This is a genomic window from Arthrobacter endolithicus (assembly GCF_026627425.1).
Taxonomy (GTDB): Bacteria; Actinomycetota; Actinomycetes; order Actinomycetales; family Micrococcaceae; genus Arthrobacter_M.
In genome coordinates, this window is record NZ_JAPNLH010000021.1 from 17,404 (window position 1) to 36,438 (window position 19,035).

19 protein-coding genes, 2 pseudogenes and 1 riboswitch are annotated in these 19,035 nt (G+C 61.4%); of the genes and pseudogenes, 11 read left to right on the forward strand and 10 right to left on the reverse strand.

What is annotated here, in order from left to right:
* Nucleotides 1–108: 108 nt before the first annotated feature.
* On the reverse strand, nt 109–1,521 hold the full coding sequence (locus OS914_RS15370; protein ID WP_267546941.1) for an aminotransferase-like domain-containing protein: 1,413 nt from the start codon (nt 1,519–1,521) through the stop codon (nt 109–111).
* Here OS914_RS15370 and OS914_RS15375 point away from each other — a divergent pair.
* From OS914_RS15375 to OS914_RS15390, 4 genes are all read left to right on the forward strand, one after another.
* A complete protein-coding gene (locus tag OS914_RS15375) occupies nt 1,520–2,461 on the forward strand; it encodes a DMT family transporter (RefSeq protein WP_267546942.1) in 942 nt (313 codons plus the stop codon). The two genes, OS914_RS15370 and OS914_RS15375, sit on opposite strands and share 2 nt — an antisense overlap.
* Nucleotides 2,462–2,493: 32 nt before the next feature.
* Entirely contained in the window at nt 2,494–3,126 is a 633-nt protein-coding gene (locus OS914_RS15380) for an FMN-binding negative transcriptional regulator (protein WP_267546943.1), read from the forward strand.
* Between the two features lie 315 nt (nt 3,127–3,441).
* Entirely contained in the window at nt 3,442–4,272 is an 831-nt protein-coding gene (locus OS914_RS15385; RefSeq protein WP_267546944.1) for an arginase family protein, read from the forward strand.
* Nucleotides 4,269–4,934, forward strand: a complete 666-nt coding sequence (locus OS914_RS15390) for a DUF459 domain-containing protein (RefSeq protein ID WP_267546945.1) — start codon at nt 4,269–4,271, stop codon at nt 4,932–4,934. The genes OS914_RS15385 and OS914_RS15390 overlap by 4 nt, the downstream gene beginning before the upstream one ends.
* A 244-nt stretch (nt 4,935–5,178) precedes the next feature.
* Here the strand turns inward: OS914_RS15390 and OS914_RS15395 are convergent, their stop codons facing one another.
* Both OS914_RS15395 and OS914_RS15400 read right to left on the reverse strand, forming a co-directional pair.
* Nucleotides 5,179–5,640: a GNAT family N-acetyltransferase gene (locus tag OS914_RS15395; RefSeq protein ID WP_267546946.1), complete on the reverse strand. Its 462-nt coding sequence runs from the start codon at nt 5,638–5,640 to the stop codon at nt 5,179–5,181.
* Nucleotides 5,641–6,314: 674 nt separating this feature from the next.
* Nucleotides 6,315–7,456: pseudogene (locus tag OS914_RS15400) on the reverse strand (IS3 family transposase); the annotation flags it as partial.
* Nucleotides 7,457–7,830: 374 nt separating this feature from the next.
* On the opposite strand from OS914_RS15400, the pseudogene OS914_RS15405 reads away from it, so the two are divergent.
* Nucleotides 7,831–8,902, forward strand: a pseudogene (locus tag OS914_RS15405) (IS110 family RNA-guided transposase).
* A gap of 157 nt (nt 8,903–9,059) precedes the next feature.
* Here OS914_RS15405 and OS914_RS15410 read toward each other — a convergent pair.
* Together OS914_RS15410 and OS914_RS15415 are read right to left on the reverse strand one after the other, a co-directional pair.
* On the reverse strand, nt 9,060–9,755 hold the full coding sequence (locus tag OS914_RS15410; RefSeq protein ID WP_267546947.1) for a class F sortase: 696 nt from the start codon (nt 9,753–9,755) through the stop codon (nt 9,060–9,062).
* Between the two features lie 17 nt (nt 9,756–9,772).
* Nucleotides 9,773–10,567, reverse strand: a complete 795-nt coding sequence (locus tag OS914_RS15415) for a hypothetical protein (protein WP_267546948.1) — start codon at nt 10,565–10,567, stop codon at nt 9,773–9,775.
* Nucleotides 10,568–10,817: 250 nt separating this feature from the next.
* Between OS914_RS15415 and OS914_RS15420 the strand changes: the two genes are divergently transcribed.
* Nucleotides 10,818–11,216, forward strand: a complete 399-nt coding sequence (locus OS914_RS15420; protein WP_267546969.1) for a DUF3566 domain-containing protein — start codon at nt 10,818–10,820, stop codon at nt 11,214–11,216.
* A gap of 375 nt (nt 11,217–11,591) precedes the next feature.
* Here the strand turns inward: OS914_RS15420 and OS914_RS15425 are convergent, their stop codons facing one another.
* The gene (locus OS914_RS15425) at nt 11,592–11,807 is read right to left on the reverse strand and encodes a helix-turn-helix domain-containing protein (RefSeq protein ID WP_420713980.1); all 216 of its coding nucleotides are present in this window, start codon (nt 11,805–11,807) and stop codon (nt 11,592–11,594) included.
* A 393-nt stretch (nt 11,808–12,200) separates the two neighbouring features.
* Nucleotides 12,201–12,390: riboswitch (cyclic di-AMP (ydaO/yuaA leader) on the forward strand.
* Between the two features lie 4 nt (nt 12,391–12,394).
* Here OS914_RS15425 and OS914_RS15430 point away from each other — a divergent pair.
* Nucleotides 12,395–13,225 (forward strand): C40 family peptidase, encoded by an 831-nt coding sequence (locus tag OS914_RS15430; protein WP_267546950.1) that lies wholly within the window; start codon nt 12,395–12,397, stop codon nt 13,223–13,225.
* Nucleotides 13,226–14,069: 844 nt separating this feature from the next.
* Nucleotides 14,070–14,276, forward strand: coding sequence for a hypothetical protein (locus tag OS914_RS15435; protein ID WP_267546951.1), 207 nt, complete (start codon nt 14,070–14,072; stop codon nt 14,274–14,276).
* A gap of 69 nt (nt 14,277–14,345) precedes the next feature.
* Here OS914_RS15435 and OS914_RS15440 read toward each other — a convergent pair whose 3' ends face one another.
* From OS914_RS15440 to OS914_RS15455, 4 genes are all read right to left on the reverse strand, one after another.
* Nucleotides 14,346–14,726 carry a penicillin-binding transpeptidase domain-containing protein gene (locus tag OS914_RS15440; RefSeq protein ID WP_267546952.1) on the reverse strand — a complete coding sequence of 127 codons (381 nt, stop codon included), beginning with the start codon at nt 14,724–14,726 and terminating at the stop codon, nt 14,346–14,348.
* Between the two features lie 22 nt (nt 14,727–14,748).
* Nucleotides 14,749–15,243, reverse strand: a complete 495-nt coding sequence (locus OS914_RS15445; RefSeq protein WP_267546953.1) for a transglycosylase domain-containing protein — start codon at nt 15,241–15,243, stop codon at nt 14,749–14,751.
* Between the two features lie 14 nt (nt 15,244–15,257).
* A complete protein-coding gene (locus OS914_RS15450) occupies nt 15,258–15,800 on the reverse strand; it encodes a transglycosylase domain-containing protein (RefSeq protein WP_267546954.1) in 543 nt (180 codons plus the stop codon).
* A 527-nt stretch (nt 15,801–16,327) separates the two neighbouring features.
* On the reverse strand, nt 16,328–16,480 hold the full coding sequence (locus OS914_RS15455) for a hypothetical protein (RefSeq protein WP_267546955.1): 153 nt from the start codon (nt 16,478–16,480) through the stop codon (nt 16,328–16,330).
* A 252-nt stretch (nt 16,481–16,732) separates the two neighbouring features.
* Here OS914_RS15455 and OS914_RS15460 point away from each other — a divergent pair, with 252 nt between their 5' ends.
* The 3 genes from OS914_RS15460 to OS914_RS15470 all read left to right on the forward strand — a co-directional run bounded on the left by OS914_RS15460 (nt 16,733) and on the right by OS914_RS15470 (nt 19,013).
* On the forward strand, nt 16,733–17,905 hold the full coding sequence (locus OS914_RS15460) for a cupredoxin domain-containing protein (RefSeq protein ID WP_267546956.1): 1,173 nt from the start codon (nt 16,733–16,735) through the stop codon (nt 17,903–17,905).
* A 218-nt stretch (nt 17,906–18,123) separates the two neighbouring features.
* Nucleotides 18,124–18,576: a cupredoxin domain-containing protein gene (locus OS914_RS15465; RefSeq protein ID WP_267546957.1), complete on the forward strand. Its 453-nt coding sequence runs from the start codon at nt 18,124–18,126 to the stop codon at nt 18,574–18,576.
* Nucleotides 18,573–19,013 (forward strand): hypothetical protein, encoded by a 441-nt coding sequence (locus tag OS914_RS15470; protein WP_267546958.1) that lies wholly within the window; start codon nt 18,573–18,575, stop codon nt 19,011–19,013. Before OS914_RS15465 ends, OS914_RS15470 begins: the two co-directional genes overlap by 4 nt.
* Nucleotides 19,014–19,035: the final 22 nt, after the last annotated feature.

The window sequence follows — 19,035 nt, forward strand, 5'->3', positions numbered from 1 at the left end:
GTCGGTGTCCGACCGGCTTACCGGTCGTTTCTGATGCTTCCCGTTGAGTCCTGCCGTCGATCGGCTTGGTAGGGCTGTCGTGCGGGGCGTGGTCTTGGAGCTGGCCGGTTATTGGTGGTTGTGTTTTAGGGCTTGGCCGAGGATGTGTGCGCCTTGTGGATAGGCGCCGGGATTTGGTCCTGAGTAGTTGAGGCGAATGAAGGGACCGGTGGGTTCGGCGGGGAACCATTCGTTGCCGGCAGCGATAATGACTCCGTCTTTCTCGCAGTCGCTGGTGAGCCGTTCGAGGTTGGTTCCGTCGGGCAGGCGCAGCCACAGGTTTAGTCCGCCTTGGGGGATGGTTTCGATATGTGCTTCCGGGGTGTGGTCCCTGAGGCTGCTGACCAACAGGTCGCGGCGTGATTGAAGGAGGTGGCGCAGGTTGCGTAGGTGGGTTTGCCAGCTAGGCTGTGTGACAACTTCCAGGGCGGCTGCTTGGAGAATGCCGCTGACATACATCGTTTCGGCGCCCCTGTCGGCGAGGATGCGGTCTTTGGCCGGGCCGCGGGCGATGATGGCTGCGATGCGGATTGCCGGGGAGACGCTCTTGGTAAGGGATCGAAGGTAGATGACGTGGCCGGAATCGTCATGTGCAGCTACGGGGGCGGGGGTGGTAGTGATGCCGAAGTCATGGGCCCAATCGTCCTCGACAAGGAACGCTCCATGGCTAAGAACGACGTCCAATATTTGCTCTGCCCGTTCCCTGGACCATTGTGACCCTGTGGGGTTGGCGTAGTGGGGTTGTGCGTAGAACATGCGTGCACCGGATTCCTCGAAAGCCCTGGCCAGTTCGACCGGGTCCGGTCCGTCGGGACCGCTGGGTACCGGGATGAGCCGAACACCGGCGTTCCGTGCGGCCAGGATGGCGCCCCAATAGGTAGGAGATTCAATCAGCAAAGGCTGTCCGCTCCCGAGCAGGGCGCTGAAGATCGAGCTAAGTCCGCTCTGGCTTCCCGGCAGCACGATGACATCGCTGGGGGTGGGCGGGTTGATCCCGGCAGGAGTGGCGGCGCCCAGTTCGCGGGCGAACCACGATTGCAGCTCCGGCAGGCCCGCGACGGGCGGGCGGGACAGTGCCGTATCTCCCCGGGCGGCTCGCGTCAGAGCAGCCTGCACCAGTCGTTCCGGCAACAGTTCCCGGTCCGGATAGCCCGAATGGAAACCTATTGCTTCGTTGGAGACGGTGCGCATCGTAGAGGAAGCCGGCGGTAGCAGTACCTGGAGTGAACCCAGCGCGGTGCTTTGCCACCCATAGTCAGAAGGGCGTGCTGTCCGCACGGCTCGCACGAAGGTCCCTACTCCGGGCCGGCTCTCGATCAACCCTTGCATCGTGAGGACTTGCAAGGCCTTCTGCACGGTGACGGGACTGGCTTGAAATTCAGCAACAAGTGCCCTGGTGGAGGGCAAGCGGGATCCCGGTGGGGACGTGGAGATCCATTCCTTAAGTCGCGTCACAATACGGGAGCTGCTATCGTTGTTCATGAGAAGCAATGATAGCGCTACTACGTTTGTTCGCCCAGTGCTACCAAATCGCGCCCCTACGGGCCTCTGGTGGGGGCTGCTGGGTGTAGCGGCCTTTTCCTTTACTGTGCCGCTCACCCGGGTTGCCGTTGGCGGGTTGTCACCGCTGTTTGTTGGTTCAGGCCGCGCGGTGGTCGCCGCCATTTTGGCTGCCCTTGCCCTTGCCCTCACCCGCCAGCATCCTCCGCGCGGGAAGCAGTGGCTGCGGTTGTCCGTGATTGCCGGCGGTATTGTTGTCGGCTTCCCGCTCCTGACATCCTTTGCGCTCACGACGGCTCCGGCCAGCCACGGTGCCGTCGTCATCGCGCTGCTCCCGGCAGCAACGGCCACGGCTGCGGTCCTTCGCGGCCGCGAACACCCCTCGAAAGCCTTCTGGGCGGCCACCAGCGTTGGGGCGCTGGCAGCCCTTGGCTTCGCTTTCCGCCAATCAGGAGGGCTCGGGGCTCTCGGCTGGACTGACCTGCTCCTCTTTGGTGCCGTGATCGCCGCAGCCATCGGGTATGCCGAAGGAGGTCTGCTGGCCCGAGAGCTCGGCGCCTGGCAAACCGTGTCCTGGGCCCTGGTCCTGGCATCCCCACTCATGATCACCCTGACCGGAGTGGCCATGGCCCAACAACCCGCATCAGCCACACCGATTCAATGGGCTTCGTTCGCCTACCTGGGCGTGATCAGTATGTTCTTGGGCTTCTTCGCCTGGTACCACGGGCTCGCTATCGGGCCCATGGCCCAAGTCAGTCAGATTCAACTCGTACAACCCGTCCTCAGCATTTGCTGGGCCTGGCTCTTACTGGGCGAAACCCTGAACTGGACCACCATCTTGGGCGGCCTGGCCGTGATCCTGTGCGCGGGCTCTGCCGTCCGGACCCGGCTCAGCGCATCGCGGAAACCGAAAAATCCCTGACCACCCGCATCTTCTCTTGAAGGAACACTGCCATGTATGTCCCGGAACACTTCACTGCCAGCCCCACCGACATCCACGACCTGCTTAATGGACCATCCGCCGCCAACCTGATCACCATGACGCAGGAAGGGCTGCTCGCCACACTGCTGCCGTTCGTCTACGACGCCACCATCGGTGACCATGGAGCACTGCACACCCACGTGGCCAGAAACAACACCCAATGGTCCGAACCTACAATCAGTGAATCCCTGGCCATCATCCAAGGTCCGGACGCCTACATCTCCCCATCCTGGTACGCAGCAAAGACCGAACACGGACGCGTCGTACCAACCTGGAACTACTCCACCGCCCACGTATACGGCAACCTCATGATCCACGAGGATCCGGCCTGGCTTGGCAACCACATCCGTGCACTGACCAACACCAATGAAGCCGGATCAGAGCCTCCCTGGACGGTGGACGATGCACCCAAGAAATACATCGCCGGTCAACTCCGAGCCATTGTCGGAATCGAACTGGTCATCACCAGAATCGATGCGAAGAAAAAACTCAGCCAAAACCGCCCCGAGACCGACATCCACGGAGTCATAGCAGGGCTCCAAGGACGCGGCCATTTCCACATGACCACCCAAATAGAGCAAACCAGAGCCCGAATAACCAAGTAGCCCAACGGTCCCAACACAAACACCAAGCAAAAGAGAAAAACATGAATTAGGAGAGCACGCAACGCGAAGCTTCAATCACATCGCATCAACCGTCCCGCATACCGTTCCGCTTACGAACGGTTCGTCGCTGTTCAAAGAACTTCGTGCATTCAGTGCCTTTTGACGGCTCTTCGCATTTGAGCATGGTTAGGGTGGCCTAAGAATCTCGGTTGGCGGGATTTTCTATGGCCTGTGTGGCGTGGCGGTGCGCGAGTGAGGTCAGGGTCCCCTTGAATTGGTAGCGACCAAGCTTCCGATCACAAAAGAGACCCTGACTTGTCTGATTCTATGTCCTGTCCCGGTGGGCAGTGGTGCGAACGCGCCGACACGATGTTCGGCCTCGACGGGGTGCACGTACTCTCCGCCGCCAACACTGCTAGCAGGCTCGTCCTTCATGTCGAAACCGATCAGAGTGCCACCGGCTGCCCGGACTGCGGGGTCGCCGCATCGGACGTGTTGCAGGATCTTGGGCCTCGCAGCCTGTTGACTTTGGGTGGAGACTGCACCGTGGAAGTAGCCTCGGTGTCCTGCCTGGCCTCGATCTATCCGAACCTGCATGTGGTATGGATCGACGCCCACGCCGATCTGAACACGCCGGAGTCCAGCCCCAGCGGACATGCGCACGGCATGCCGCTGCGGACACTGTTCGGCGACGGCCACCCGAGCCTTGTGCCGGCCACTACCGTGTCCCCGCAACAATGCGCTCTTCTGTGTGACCGCTCCATGGATCCGCCCGAATGGGCGTTCATCGATGAATACGAGTTGCCACTGCTGACCGGCAAGCAGTTGCAAAACGAACCGCATCGGCTGGAACAGCTCCTTGACCGGTGGCTGCCGGACGGTGTGCCGCTTGACGTGCACCTGGATCTGGACGTCCTGGACACCAAGGTGTGGCCGGCAGTCCCGGTTCCCGAGCCTGACGGCCTGGACATCGCCAGCTTGGTCGATGTGATCAACAAGCTTCGAGCTCGGGGCAAACTGGTCGGTGTTGGTATCACCGAATATGTACCTGGCGTGGACCACGATCCATTAACGCTTTGGCCGGTGCTGAAGGCCCTGGGCATCGCCGTCCATGGCCGTGAAGACAAGGAAGCTCTCGAGGGATGAGGGAGTCTCAGGCGAATACTGCGGATGTTGTAGAACAGCGGGAACCGGATGTGCGGGTCCGTTTTGTCGGCGACTCTTTCGTGGCAGGAGTTGGCGACGCACGGCACCTTGGCTGGGCAGGGCGCCTGGCAGCGCACAGCCATGCTCAAGGGCTGATCTTGACTTCGTACAATTTGGGGATTCGGCGTGACACCAGTGCCGACATTCTTCGCCGTTTCCAGGCCGAATGCACTCCCCATCTGCCCTTCGGCAGTCACGCGGGAGTCGTTTTGTCCTTCGGTGTCAATGACACCATGTTTGAATACGGAAGATCCCGGGTGGCGGCCGAAGACTCGGTCACGCATCTGCGCGCTTTGCTGCGGGGGCTGGATGCGGAGGGGTGGCCCGTGATGATGGCAGGGCCTCCAGCAGTCGATGACGAACAGCACAATGAACGCATCATTGCCCTTGATGCCTCGCTGGCGGCTGAATGCGATCGCCAATCCGTACCCTACGTCAGTGTCGTGCGAGAACTACAGAGTCATGACGCTTGGCGGCGGGAGGTCCGCGAGGGCGACGGCGCCCACCCTGGAGCCGGTGGCTACGGGACTCTGGCCAGCCTGCTGCGCCCGACCTGGGAGGACTGGCTTACTGCCGTGCGCTCCCAGCCGTCAAGAAACTAAATACCTGGCGTCCAGCGGCCTCCTTGGCAGCGTTTCGGCGCAGCTACCCATCACATGTCGGGAAGGTTTCCTTACGGTTTACGCTGTCACCTAACGCACTGGGGAAACGATTCGCCATGCCCCCTACTTAGATGCCCCTAAAGTGTCCGTCTACTATTCCGTTTTCGGAGGTGGTATGGAAGGGTGGTGCAGGCGACTTGGAAACTCAGTGCACTTGATATTGAGCGCCGACACCAAAGACGGCTCAGGTACGGCTGATGGGCAAACGCAGCGTTGGTTGCTCTCGGCGCGTCCAACCAAGAGATTCATAGAGGGCGAGCCCGTCCACACTGGCTGCAAGGTCAACTCTCGCAACAGAAGTTTCGTCACGGAACCATTCAATAAGGGCTTCAACACACGCGCGAGCATATCCTTGGCGACGGTGGCCCCTGAGGGTGATCACATTCGACAGGTGTCCGGTGACGGCGGCGCTACTTGATGGCGACGGCGGTGCCGTGTGCACGTAGCCAAGTGCGGCCGCAACAGCTGTGTCAGCGACGTAAACGACGTACGCGCAAGCGTCCACATTCAAGTGCTCCGCGAACCACTTCGACGCTTCGCAACGCCATGCGGCTTCTGGGCGGCCTTCGTGGTCCATAGTCTCGAACATCGCTGCCCGAAGTGCCACGAGGGTATTGACATCATCGATTGTCGCGCGCTGGATCATAAAGTAATTGTGCCAGAGCAGGTGCAGTGACAGAGCAAGGAAGAGGAAGAGCGTCGAGAGGGCGGCGCGGACATTCTGACCAGCTCACTGACACCGAGTTCCAGCTTGAGTTCCGTGCATCCCACAGAGACCCTTTGGATACCATCAGCCGGCTAACAACAATTCTCGATCAAGCACAAAATAGGGCACCAACTGGCCTTGTAAAACTTGCCAACCCAGTATGTCATCCGCGAATTCGCGAAGGTTACGCGCAACTACGACAGCGTCGTTGAAGGCCTGCGTAAGTCGGCTTTCTCGTATACCAGGCACAAACGCCGTTGACGAGGGGACTTTCGGCTGCTGTCAAACAGTGGGGATAGGCTCGATCGCTGATATCCGGGAGGGGTGTTGTTTGTTGAGGCAAGAAACCGCAAGCACCCACAACTCCTGTTGATCATACCAATCTTCGAACTGCGGACGCCCCCGACGACGGTGGCGCAACAAACGCGACGATACTGACGGAATTGCGATTGGTTTGGGTAAAAAGATCTCCTGGTTGCCGAGGACATCGGGTTGAGCGAGCGCGTCGGAGGGCTCCTAGCGATCATCTATGGGACGGCGCTGACCCGCATCGTCGGGTCTGCCCAGGTTCTGGTTGACAGTTTGGGTTGATATTTTGGTGACCGGTTGAGTGGTCTTGTTATTGTCTCAAACTCGATCGGTGTTAGTTTGCCGAGTCGGCGTTGGCGGCGTCGGCGGTGGTAGATTTTCTCGATCCAGACCACGATGGCCAGGCGTAGTTCTTCCTGTGTTTCCCAGCGTTTTTGGTTCAGCACGTTCTTTTGCAGCAGCGAGAAGAAACTTTCCATCGCGGCATTATCTGCGCGTGCCCCGACCCTGCCCATGGACCCTCGCAGGCCTGCGGAGTCGATCAGGCGGGTGTATTTCTTGGACCGGAACTGCGAGCCCCGGTCCGAATGTATGAGGGTTCCTTGCGGGTTCCGTTGACTGATCGCCGCAGTCAGCGCGTCAACGGCCAGAGCCGCTTTCATTCGGGAATCGATGGAGTACCCCACGATCCTGTTGGAGTAGACATCCTTGACCGCACACAGATACAGCTTGCCCTCACTGGTGTGGTGCTCGGTAATGTCCGTCAGCCACAATTTATTGGCGGCTGTGGCTGTGAAGTCACGCTGGACGTGATCGTCATGAACGGGCGGGCCGGCTTTCTTCCCGGTCCCGCGCCGGCGGTGGATGACCGAGAGAATCCTGTTCTCGCTGCACAGCCGCCCCACCCGGGTCTCGGAAGCCACGAGGCCTTGTTCGTGGACGAGTTCGTCATGGATCAGCCGGTACCCGAACGTCGGCTCCTCAGCATGGATGTCCAGGGCGGTGTTAACCAGGTGGGCTTCCTCCCAGTCCCGGTCACTGACCGGGTTCGCACACCACTGGTAGAAGGCTTGGCGGGAGAATCCCAAGACCCGGCAGGTCACCGCGACCGGCACCCGCACAGGGGCATCCGGGGCGGCCAGTTCAAGGACCAGCGGGTACATCATTTTGGGTTGACATCCCGGGACAGGTAAGCCACCGCCCGGCGCATCACCTCCGCCTCCTGCTCGAGGAGACGGATGCGTTTCTTCGCCTCACGCAACTCGGTCGATTCTTCCCTGGTGACACCGGGGACCACCCCGTCCTGAACGTCGGCGATCTTCAACCACCGATGCAAGGCAGCCGGCGAAACAACGAAGTCCTTTGCGATCTGGACCAGGGCCGATTCACCCTTACGGGCCACCGCGACCACATCACGGCGAAACTCTTCAGGAAAAGCTTTAGGCATGTCAAACATCCTTCCACCTGCAAGCCAAAACTCACAAGTCAGATGTCAATCAAACCCCGGGCAGACCCGGATATCCGACTGTGAGTCTTGATGTGGCTGGTCTGGGACTGGCCGGCAGGGTTGGTGTTGGTTGCCTGTCCCGGTAGTGGCTCGATATCCGACTGGCCGCGCTTCGCGTGCCTTCCTAGCGACTTGCCCGTACCGGGGTGGGCGGCCGACGCCGACCTGGCCCACCTCAATGGCTTGATCAGAGGATTGCCCAACCCTTGGGTTGTGGCCCGTCACAGTAATGCCTTGGAGTGATCTCTTTCCAGACCGGCGTCGGCCGCTTTGCGACCGGACTGTTGCCCCCTCATGGAAGGAATCCGATCACCTTGACCATCGTCGCGCACGCACACCCATTCGTCATCGGCGTGGACACCCACGCCCCGCACCCACACCCTCGCCGTCGTGTCCGCGTCGACGGGCGAGCAGCTCGCCTGCGAGCAGTTCCCAGCCACTGCCGCCGGCATGAAGCGGGCGATCGACTGGGCGGGCCGCCGCACCGTCGGGGACCTCTCCACGCTGTGGGCAATCGAGGGCATCGGCACCTACGGCGCCAAGCTGGCCCGCATGACTGCGGAGGCGGGCTATCCGACGGTCGAAGCTCCACGAACGAACACGCGGTCCCGCCGCGGGCTGGGCAAGTCGGACCCGCTGGACGCCCAGGCGATCGCCACCGCTGCCCTGTCTACCGATGTCACAGCGCTGCGCCACCCGCGTCAGGACGATGGGACACGCGCGGCCTTGCGCGTACTGGTGGCGGCCCGGGACCAGATGACGGCCGAGCGGACCGCGAACGTGAACGCCCTGCTCGCGCTCGTGCGGACGGTGGAACTCGGTGTCGACGCCCGCAAGCCCCTCAAAGCCGCCCAGATCGACGAGATCGCCCATTGGCGCGCACGCAGCGAGAGCCTCGCCGCCGCGACCGCACGGGTCGAGGCCGTCCGTCTCGCCAAGAGGGTCCTCGCCCTCACTGCGGAGCTCGAAGACAACCAGAACCGGACAGCCGACCTCATCCAGGCCAGCGAGGCAGCGCCCCTTCTGGACGAGACAGGGATCGGCCCGGTTATCGCTGCAGTTGTGCTCACCGCATGGTCCCATCCCGGCAGGGTCCGCTCCGAGGCAGCCTTCGCCGCTCTGGCCGGGGTGAACCCCATACCGGCATCGAGCGGGAACACGACCCGGCACAGGCTCAACCGTGGCGGCGACCGACGCCTCAACCGGGCACTCCACCAGGCCACCATCGTCAGAATGACCCACGACCCCGGAACCCGCGCGTACGTTGAACGCCGCACTGCCGAAGGCAAGACCCGACGCGAGATCCGTCGCTGCCTCAAACGCTATCTCGCCCGCCATCTCTACCGGACCCTGAACACCCTCCACGCTCAATCCACAACGCCTTGACAGATATAGAAGAGTCGCTGGGGTTTTGTCGTGAGCGGTGCAGCTCACGGATCCTGTGTCCGAAATCCTCCAAGCGGTCTTGGAGCAGGCCGACCCACAGCCCCTGACGGCAGTTACATAGGTGACCAGTTTTCGAAGATATTTCGGGAAGGGTCGATTAGGCGGGGTGGGTGGAGATCAGGTGGGCGTAGACCACGGTGTTTTCGGTGTAGAGGCGGGAGGAAGGGTCGTAGCCGCCGCAGGTGATTAGCCGGATTTCCGCGCGGTTGGTGTTGCCGTACACGTCTAGGGTGGGGAAGTCATCTTTTTTGAATTCGGCGGAGCGGTCCATCTGGAACACCGCGACTTTGTGGTCGACCCTGGTTACCGAGAATTGCGTTCCGGGCGCCAGCTCGTGCAGCCGGTAGAAGACGCCGACGTTGGTCAGGGTGGAGTTCACGTGGCCCAGGATGACGGAGGGGCCTTCAGTCCCGGGTGTGGGGGAGTACTGGTACCAGCCGGCTGGTGATCCGGGTTCCCCGGGCGGGACATCGGCGGTGCCGTCCGCGGCCTTGCCCAGCTGGATCAGCGGGGTGTGCACGCCGATAGAGGGTATGTCCAAGGCGACGGGGTCCGACGGCGGCAGTACCGGACCCGCTGGTGCAGCGGCCGGGGCGGGGGCCGGGGTGTAAAGGGAAGAGCCCGGTGATGTGGTGGCCGTGCTGATGGCGATGGCAGGGGTGTTCACGGGTGGTGCCTGCCCGGGATCGGCGTGCAGGCCGGCCCCAATAGTGACGGCGCCGCCGGCTAGGAGCATGGCGGCCGCCGCGGACGCTATGAAGCGTCCGCGGCGGCCGTTGTTCTTGGTGCTCATCGACGATCAGCTGAGGCTTAGGCCTTGTTGGCCTTGGCTCCCATCCGGCGGCGGACCGCGAAGGCACTCGCACCGGCAAGCAGCAGCCCGCCACCGGTAGCAATCATGCCAACGTCAGCACCGGTGGAAGACGTGGTCGCGGCTGCGTTCACCACGCCGGTTCCCGGAGCCCCACCGGGCATGGACGTCATCTGCGAAGCAACTAGCGTCCCACACAGTGCCGGGGACGTCGCCGCCAACGGCAGCGACGGCACCAGGTCACTAGGTTCCTTCTGCGCAGCAGCCGGCAGCGTCGCCGGATCCAGACCATGCACGACCACGACAGCGGTCCCGGCCTTCAGGGACGCAGCCGTATCAGCGTTGAGGGTGAACGTGCGCTGGTATGTGAAGGAAGAACCCATCCCGGCTACAGCCAAGTCAGTACCCGCAGCCGGAGAAGTATCGCCACTGGTGGAGAGCGTGGTCCCGATCCCACCATACGCCGGGGCACCCTCAGTGGTGCTGATCACACCGTCACCGCTGGTATCAGCCGACGGAGCCGGGCACGTACCCTTGGCGCCAATGTGGATGTGCTGAACGTGCGGGTACGGCTTGCCCCCAAACGTCTCGGCCAGACCAGAAACGTTCTCCGTCACCGTCGCCTGATCACCGGAAACACTCACCATCACCGAACCCGAAGCGGTACTGCCGTTTAGTGGCTGCAGGTTGGCCTGGTAGGAGGTATCGCCAGCCGCCATTGCTGGACTGCCGGCCAGTGCAAGTGCTCCCAACGCGAGAACGGGGGCAATCAGGAATGCTGATTTTTTCTTCATAAATAATTTCTCCTAGATCAAAGGTGCCTGTCCGGCGTGGTGCCGGGATCACGCCGAGCATAACAGGTTCGGTGTGATTCCGGCCACGGATGGCTTTTGGCGTAGCAATAAATGTAGCGGGCGATACTATGAGGGGCGGAGTTCGCTTCCACTATTGCTCGTGGACCTGGGGTGTCTCACCGATAGAGAAGGTCAATAATCAATGCCGAGCGTGAATTCAGATTTGGGTTTGGGCACTGGTCCGGGTTTGATGTTGGGCCGGCCAACCCAACCCCGACGTGCCCGCGTTTTCATGTCGAAGGTGTCGCCCTGGAAGGTTCTGCAGATTACTTTTCTGTTCTCCATCGCTCTGGGCATCCTCACTGTCGCGGTACGTGCGGGCTTATGGATGGTTTTGGATGCGACGGGACTTCTTGAGCAGTTGAGCGTTTTCCTGACCGGTGTGGTCGGAACGTCGTCGGGGTTTTCCGTGGACTTGCGGCACACCTTCCCTTTGAACCAGGTCGCAGCGGTTGCCTCCATCATCGCCCTCGTGGACGTTGTCCTGATCAGTGTGCTGGCCGTACTCGGGTCTGCGGTGTACAACTTCGTCGCAGTCCTGGGGGGAGGTGTGGAGGTCACTCTCACGGACGGCTACGCGACCGGGTAGAGGGCTGACACCAGCTGACGCCGCCCGCCCTGATCCGGACATTGATAGAAACGCCCATCGCCCATGTCGTTCCCGTCGAATGCTCCAGTTTACCGCCGCCTGGTTTGAGCTCAGCGCCGGTGAGCTCTCCCACGACCCCTAAAAACTCATCGTACGAATCGTAACCAAGGCGTGTCACCGTGGTCACCCTATTTAGATTAGATGCGATAGGCGGGGTGTTCAGTTGGACCTCGTCGATGTGTGTTCGGGGAGCCATGGTGTAAACGATTTGATGGTGGTGGAACGGAAACGGGAATACGGGCCAGCAGGGGGCAACTTGGTCTTTTCAGCAAGACCGTCCGCACCATGGGGCGCCTTTAGGATTGCTTTCAGTAGCTACGCCTCTTGCCGGGATGGGGATTTCTGGGTGCTTATTCCCTCGAGGAGGTATGCTTCGATAGCCGTCGCAGGGACTCGAATCGACTTCCCAAAGTGCACCGCTGGTAGCTCCGCGGACCGCACCTTGCGATACACAGTCATCCGGGAAACACGCAATTTTGTGGCCACCTCAGCCACTGTCAGCAGTTCTACCTCATCAAACTTTTTATCCATCATGTACCCCGTTTAGACCTTGTTGGCGGACGTGCGCCGTGCTTTGACCCATGGCCCGTTCTTCCCGTAGATGGCCTTCAACGCGGGCTGCAGCATGTAAGGGACAGTTAACTCTTGATTCGGAGAAATGAGGACGTCCGGATGGGTCCCGTGGGCGAGTTTGTCAGCAAAAGCGCAAAGACCGGATGCAGCGTTTGAATCACTGCGGTAGGACTCGGGTGGTCGCTTTGGTCATGCACTGCAGGCGACACGACTGATGCAACCATGGGCGCTGGGACCAACGAACGGAGCGATACCACGTGGTGACAGGTGGTGGAACCGTGATATATGGTGGGCCACGTGTCGACGCGAAACCGCTTTGACATCCTTGGATAGATTGCCTAACTCTGCCGCTGTCATCAAGGCCCGTTCAAGACGATCATCCGGCAGAGGCGGAGGGCCCAATATCGAATCCTTGAGAGAGGATTTTGGGGTTAAGACAATACAGCTCATTCCGAGAATGAATTTTCGGGAGAAGACTCTATGTCCGGGTGACTCCCATCCGAACCCGACAGCTAACTTCGCAGGCATTGGGAGAGGCAACAAACATGTCCACAAATACCAATACCGCACGCCATCGTGCTACCCCGGTCCGCCACAGCTCGCTGAAAACCATTTCAACAACCATTAGCTCCCACCGGCGCCTTATCGTAGGCCCGGCAGCCGTCATGGCAGTGGCCTGCGGCCTCACCCTCATGGGCGGCACCGCAGCCAATGCCTCCGGAGAGGTCAGCCCCGTTGCTGCTGCGGACACGTCGTCGAGTGCCAGCACATTCGGAGCCGGCACATACACGGTTCGTTCAGGGGATACTCTCGGTGCGATAGCCGCCCGGGCCGGCGTGAGCCTTGACACGGTGTTCGCCCTGAACCACCTCGGATGGGACTCCGTGATATATCCAGGGCAGACCCTTACCCTCTCCGGCAACGCCCCCCGGTCCGCGAGCGTTGGCAATTCAGTGGCGCCCATGCCTGCCTCCACCGGCTCTCAGTATGCCGGCGTAGGGGTGGGTACCGCTTCTTCTGGTGTGTATCCGATTCTAGGATCGGCTACTTCTGGTATCGCCGGCACCGCCCGGGCTTATGCTGGCGGCAGGTACGTGTGGGGTGGTTCGGTGCCGGGGGGCTGGGATTGCTCGGGGTTCGTTCAGTGGGTTTACGCCCAGCATGGCATTAACCTGCCGCGGACCTTTCAGTGGAACGTCATGACGCCAACAGGTAACCCGCGTCCGGGCGATCTGGTCGTCCAAAACGGGGGGAGCCATGTTGGGATCTACCTGGGCAACGGTCAAATGATCAGCGCGCTGAACCCCAGCCAGGGCACCATCGTCCACTCCGTGGATGCCATGCCCGTCATGGGCTACTACACCTACAACAAATAAAAGACCACGACCGGCTCCGTGCGAGCCGGTAACACACATGGCGGGACTCCGGGACTACCGGCCCGGGGTCTCGCTTCGTTATGCGCGTGAGAGTGTGTGGCCGCTCCCTGATCACGGCGGCGTTTCACATAGATCAGAGTTCGTGGACGGTGGGCACCCCTTGCGACGAGCGCCCTGACCTCGGGGCTACACCGTGGCCGCCCGGGGACGCTTGGGCGCCTACCGAACCTACTGCGGAACCGGAGCCTCTGGCCGCCTGCTCGGTGGATAAAGTGGCGCAGTACCATCAAGTGAATCCTAGTCTGCCGCTGAGGCAGACCTTTCTGGTTATAGTCGGCAGATGCGCTGTCATTGGACCGTACTGATTAGGGCCGGTCGGTCCGGTTAAATTTTGGGGATGATCCGGTCTCCGGTGGCGTTACCTGCCTGGATTTGCATGTTGTCGATGCGTGAGAGGGATGACCGGTAAGTGAAGAAGTGCCACAAGGAATCGATAACGGTCAAGTGATCGGGTAAACAGACCGGATCCGACGGGAGTGCACGTTTTGTGACCCTGAACAGCCGTCGTGGTAACGCATCCTTGGCCAGCACGGCTGGAACGAGATATGGCTCCTCACCCGGGTGCCTGGACCGGCGCGCGCCTTAAACGCTGAAGCATTACTAGATCATCGGTGGATGCAAATGAACCATACCGTTTTCTCACTCGCAGCCAAGGCCTGGCGCGAAGCGTCGTCCTGGAACTCGGCGCCAACCGGTGCCGTGCGCAGTTACAGCAGAGAAGTCGAATGGGACTACGGCGGCGGCGTGGATGTGGGTGGAGTGGCGGGCGCCCTAGGAGGCACTGATGCCGCCGGCGGTGTCGGCACTGGTGCTGGTGCTGGGACGGGTGCTGGGACGGGTGCTGGGACGGGGGCTGGGACGGGGGCTGGTGCTGGTGCTGGCGTTGGGGCCCGGAAGGGTGTTGGGGCCCGGAAGGGTGTCGGGGTGGGGGCTGGTTCTGGTGTCGGGAATCTGGGGAGGAAGGTCTGAGGCGGGGCGATTGTGGTGGTGATGCCGGTGAGCATGGAGGCAGGTGATTGGGCGAAAGCCTGGGTGTTGTATTTTGGGGCGGCGGTGTTCGTTAGTTCCGCCCATTGATTGCGGCGGTGCCATGGTAGGTACCGAACCAGGAATCCGTGACGATGCCGGAGGTTCCTCCAACTATCCAGGTGTTCATGTTGCCGTTGGTGGTCCCGGTTTTGGCGAACACGTTGTAGTTGTCCTTGACGACGGGGATGTTGTATCCCGAACCTTTGGTCAGGACGTCTTTGAGGGCATAAGTGACACCGGCTGCTACGTCCGGGTTGATGGCCTGATGACAGTTCGCGGAGGGTACGGGGTACGTTTGGCCCTGCGACCCGGTGATCGAAGTAAGGGCGATCGGGGTGCATTCGACGCCCTTGGCCGCGAAGGTCGCAAAAGCATTGGCCAAGGTCAGTGGGGCGACGTTGTTTGAGCCCAACAGGGCCGGGGCGATACTGAGGTCATAGGGTCGGGGCGTTCCGCCGTCGAGGAGCCCGGCCCTGGTCGCCAGTTTTTGGACTTCGCAGATGTCCAGGTTCGCTGCGGTCTGAAACGTGACGGTGTTGATTATTCAGAATCAGACGTTGATTGTAGTCGCAGAAATACGGTGCGGTTTTGGCTGAGACACAGCCTTGGCCGCTGCGGTGTATGTTTAGCGCGAGTGGAGTCTGGATGGCTTGATCATGGTCGCTGCGGGAGATTTTACCTCCGACCAGCATCTTATCCAGCACCGTATTGCGGCGGTTCGTGGCGCGCTGGGGTTCGGTGATCGGGTCGTAAAAGGACGGGTTGTTTACAACACCGGCCAGCGTGGCTGCTTGGGGCAGCGTCAGGTCCTTGGAGTGGACACCAAAATACAGGTTAGATGCAGCCTCGATGCCGTAGGCGCCGTTGTTGAAGTACACAATGTTCAGATACGCGCTGAGGATTTCGTCCTTGGAATATTTCTTCTCCAAAGCGATGGCGAGTTTTATTTCCCGGACTTTGTCAGTATCCGTTTTGGCCGAACTGAGTTTGACCTTTCCGTGTTTCCACCGGAGACCTGGGCTTCGATGATGGCGTTGTTCACATATTGCTCGGTGATGGTCGAGGCACCTTGCCGTCCGCACTGGACGGTAGCAGCCAGTGCACGGAGGGTGCTGGTCGGATCAATACCGCCATGATCATAGAAACGGGCGTCCTCTATGGAAACGATGCCTACCGCAATGAACGGAGACATTTGATCCAGAACGACCTGGACACGGTTCTGTGCATAGAAGCCAGCGATCACTGATTCGTCCGCGGCCAAAACCCGGGGGGCCTGCGCCGGGGCGTCAATCCGTGATCCTGTCGTCATGCCGTCGACCAGGCTGAGCGATGTGCTCATCGTCGTTCTGACTACCGTTACGGCAGGTATTGTCAGCCCAGCGGTGAGAACACCACAGACAAAGCTCACCAGCAACAACGCGAGAAGCTTGCCCCTGACGGTGGTCGCGCCGACCAAGTCGAACAAGACGTGCAAGGGTGCTGCCATGCTCACAGCCTGGAGGCAGCATCCAAGCCCTGCCATCCGCGAGCCTTCCGGCACCCGGCAACCGCGACCCCCAGGCAGCCGCTCCGTGAGAGACCGTCGTGATCGCCGGATTCCCTTACGGCCGGCTGCGTCGTCGTACAGTCCTCCGAGGCCAAGCCCTCTGCATTCCGATGGGCGAGCCGTGGTTGAAGCTTGCGACCGGGCCGAAGGACTGGGAACTGATAGCACTGTCCAGCAACTACAAACCCTACGGCGACATCCGTGCCCGGGGCATGAGAATGTCGGGGTGATACTCGGCCGGACTCACCGGGCGGGAAGTCGACAGCCCTCTCACTATCGCGCTCAAGGATCGTAAGCTGGCTGCGGGTATGTTTATTGATCACCTCATTTGTTATCCGTCTTCCCGGTGAGCAGGGATGCGGTTTGGGGGTCTAGGGCACGGAGTGAAACGCTGGGCCGCAGCTGAGGGTGGTCGCGATTGCTTCGTGGATCCCGCGCATCGTGATCGTTTGGGTCCGGGAGGTGGGTCACTTGAGCGCGTCGACTTCGGCTTCGGTGAGGAAGATTTCGAGGTTATGTTCGACGCGTTTGGGCGCAGGGGCGAGCACGCGTTGGATAGTGGCCGCATGCTCCGTGTGCCAGGCGGCGGCGTAGGCGAAGAGCGAGTGGATGGCGGCCAATCCGCGCACCAGTTTAAAACGTCTGTGGGGGAACAGACCCAGGTGGCTGCTGCTCCCTCCTCCCGTTAACGTCACCGCCGTTTTCGGCCTCGTGTGGTCTATCGGCCCGGTTTGGGAGGTCGCGGTTGGTTGTCAGCCGTTGTGTCAGGAAACTTTTCCCCGGTTTAGCCCATCCGTGATCTGATTCACACCGAATAAGTGTTGGGCGTCCCGGGCCCGGGACACCCAACATTGGCTGCAAAGGATATTTACATGTCTAGGAAATCACGCTTGTTGCTTGCTCCTGTGGTGCTTATGGGCGCCCTTGCCCTGGTCGGTGCGCCGGCGATGGCTGCGCCGTCGTCCTTGTTGACCGCGTCATCGATGACCGCTTTGCGGTCCAGCCCGGTGATGGCGGCCACCATCACGATCAAGAATTATGCTTACTCGGCAGCTCCCGCGGTGGCTCCCGGGGCGAAGATCACCATTATGAACCAGGACACGGTGGCGCATACCGTGACTTCCGATACCGCTGGCGCTTTCGACGTCACGGTCCCGGCCGGTGGATCGGCCACGATCACCGCCCCGGCTACGGCCGGCAGTTATGCCTTCCACTGCAACTTCCATTCAAACATGCACGGCTCTCTGGTGGTACAGCCGGCCGAAGCCGCAGCACCGGCCCCTGCACCGGCCCCAGCCCCGGCCCCGGCACCGGCGTCTGCCCCTGCGCCGGCCGCCGGGGCGGCAACGGCGTCGTACCAGGCGAATCTTGGTGCGATCAATGGCAGTAATGCCAGTGGTTCGGTGATGGTGAGTGTTTCCGGTGATCAGGCGACGGTGACGGAGAAGGTTTCTGGTCTGGCCGAGACGTTTGGGGGCAAGCCGTACCCGCACGTTCAGCACATTCACATTGGTGCCAAGGGTACGTGCCCGGCTCCGTCGGCTGATACCAGCGGTGACGGTGTGATCAGCACCACTGAGGGTGTTCCGGCGTATGGTGCGATTGGCGCCACGCTCTCCACCAGTGGCGATACTTCTCCGGCTGCGGGTACTGACCTGGCTGTAGCCGGGATGGGTTCTTCCTTCACTTACCAGCGCACGTTCACCCTCAACGCTGATACGGCTGCGTCGCTGAAGGCCGGGACCGCTGTCGTGGTCGTGCATGGTCTGGATCCGGCGACGCTGCCGGCTGCTGCGCAGAAGGAACCTAGTGACCTGGTGCCGTCGTTGCCGTTGGCGGCGACGTCCCCGGCCCTGTGTGGGACGTTGGTTGCTTCGCAGATGACGTCCATGCCCGGTGGGGCTCCGGGAACCGGCGTGGTGAACGCAGCCGCGACCACGTCTTCCACTGGTGCTGACGTTGGCATGATTGCTGCCGGTGGCGGGCTGCTGCTTGCTGCGGGTGCGACATTCATGCTCCGCCGCAAGACCGGGGCCAAGGCTTAGAGGGTTGCGGATCTGTCGGGAAGGATAGAACGGTTCCGATGAGCCGTTTTATCAGTGGCCGCCGTGGACGTTATGCGGTGTCCGCGGTGGCCACGGTTTTGTTGGCCGGTGGGGCGATAACGGTTGGTATCTGGTTTGCGTCCCGGTGCCGACACGGCCCCGCTGGCGGCCGCCGGAACCAGCGCTGTGATTTAACCAATTTTTGGAGATGGAACGGCATGCTTATCAGGACAAAAGGAACGTACGTTGCTCTTGCAGCAGCGGTGCTGCTGGTCAGTGGTTGCGGGGCATCCGGTAGCGGGGGCAGCCCCTCCCCAGCTGCGGCTGCCCCCGCGACATCTGCGTCGTCGCCGTCGTCGGCCGCAGTGGCCGGGTCCTTGGCCCCGGCATCCGCTGCTGCCACCGGATCTGACACGGCCGCCGCTGCCGCGACCATTCACATCAAGGACTTTGCTTATCAGGGCCCTGCCAGTGTCGCTGCCGGTGCGATGGTGACTGTGATGAACATGGACAGCCAGGCGCACACCGTTACCGCAGATGAGGGCAGCGCCTTCGACGTCACCATCAAGGCGGGTCAGAGCGCGACCTTCAAGGCGCCGGATAAGGCCGGGACCTACGGGTACCACTGCACTTTCCACAGCAACATGCACGGCATGCTGGTCGTCAAATGACGTCGCGGGTGCGGGCGCGTCGAAAGCGGATTTCCGTCATGGACGTCGTGCTGCGGATCCTGATCGCCGCCGCCCTTGTCATTGACGCGGTCGTCCATTTCACGCTTGCCCCCGGCTACCAGCTATCCGCGCCGGACGGGATCGGGGGTGGGAACTTGTTTCGCATCGAGGCGGTCGCAGCCCTTGTTGCAGCGATCTACCTCCTCATCCGCTCGAGCCGTCCCGCTTATGGTTTCGCCCTGCTGGTCGCCGGAGCGGGATTCATTGCCGTGATCCTCTACCGCTACGTCGACATTCCGGCGCTGGGACCGATTCCCGGCATGTATGAGCCCGTCTGGTTCTTCGAAAAATCCCTCAGCGCGATCGCCGAAGCCGCTGGCGCCATCCTCGCGGGGATCGGCTTGGCCCGAGTCCGGCGGGATCGTACCGCAGCCTGAGGGCGTTTGAGCCCAAGGGCGA

Coding starts and splice junctions, on each gene's coding strand:
- OS914_RS15470 (WP_267546958.1), top strand. CDS start 18,573: ATGACGTCGCGGGTGCGGGCGCGTCGAAAGCGGATTTCCGTCATGGAC.
- OS914_RS15380 (WP_267546943.1), top strand. CDS start 2,494: ATGTATGTCCCGGAACACTTCACTGCCAGCCCCACCGACATCCACGAC.
- OS914_RS15430 (WP_267546950.1), top strand. CDS start 12,395: ATGTCCACAAATACCAATACCGCACGCCATCGTGCTACCCCGGTCCGC.
- OS914_RS15415 (WP_267546948.1), bottom strand. CDS start 10,567: ATGAAGAAAAAATCAGCATTCCTGATTGCCCCCGTTCTCGCGTTGGGA.
- OS914_RS15435 (WP_267546951.1), top strand. CDS start 14,070: ATGCCGCCGGCGGTGTCGGCACTGGTGCTGGTGCTGGGACGGGTGCTG.
- OS914_RS15410 (WP_267546947.1), bottom strand. CDS start 9,755: ATGAGCACCAAGAACAACGGCCGCCGCGGACGCTTCATAGCGTCCGCG.
- OS914_RS15370 (WP_267546941.1), bottom strand. CDS start 1,521: ATGAACAACGATAGCAGCTCCCGTATTGTGACGCGACTTAAGGAATGG.
- OS914_RS15460 (WP_267546956.1), top strand. CDS start 16,733: ATGTCTAGGAAATCACGCTTGTTGCTTGCTCCTGTGGTGCTTATGGGC.
- OS914_RS15390 (WP_267546945.1), top strand. CDS start 4,269: ATGAGGGAGTCTCAGGCGAATACTGCGGATGTTGTAGAACAGCGGGAA.
- OS914_RS15465 (WP_267546957.1), top strand. CDS start 18,124: ATGCTTATCAGGACAAAAGGAACGTACGTTGCTCTTGCAGCAGCGGTG.
- OS914_RS15420 (WP_267546969.1), top strand. CDS start 10,818: ATGTTGGGCCGGCCAACCCAACCCCGACGTGCCCGCGTTTTCATGTCG.
- OS914_RS15425 (WP_420713980.1), bottom strand. CDS start 11,807: ATGGATAAAAAGTTTGATGAGGTAGAACTGCTGACAGTGGCTGAGGTG.
- OS914_RS15375 (WP_267546942.1), top strand. CDS start 1,520: ATGAGAAGCAATGATAGCGCTACTACGTTTGTTCGCCCAGTGCTACCA.
- OS914_RS15395 (WP_267546946.1), bottom strand. CDS start 5,640: ATGATCCAGCGCGCGACAATCGATGATGTCAATACCCTCGTGGCACTT.
- OS914_RS15450 (WP_267546954.1), bottom strand. CDS start 15,800: ATGGCAGCACCCTTGCACGTCTTGTTCGACTTGGTCGGCGCGACCACC.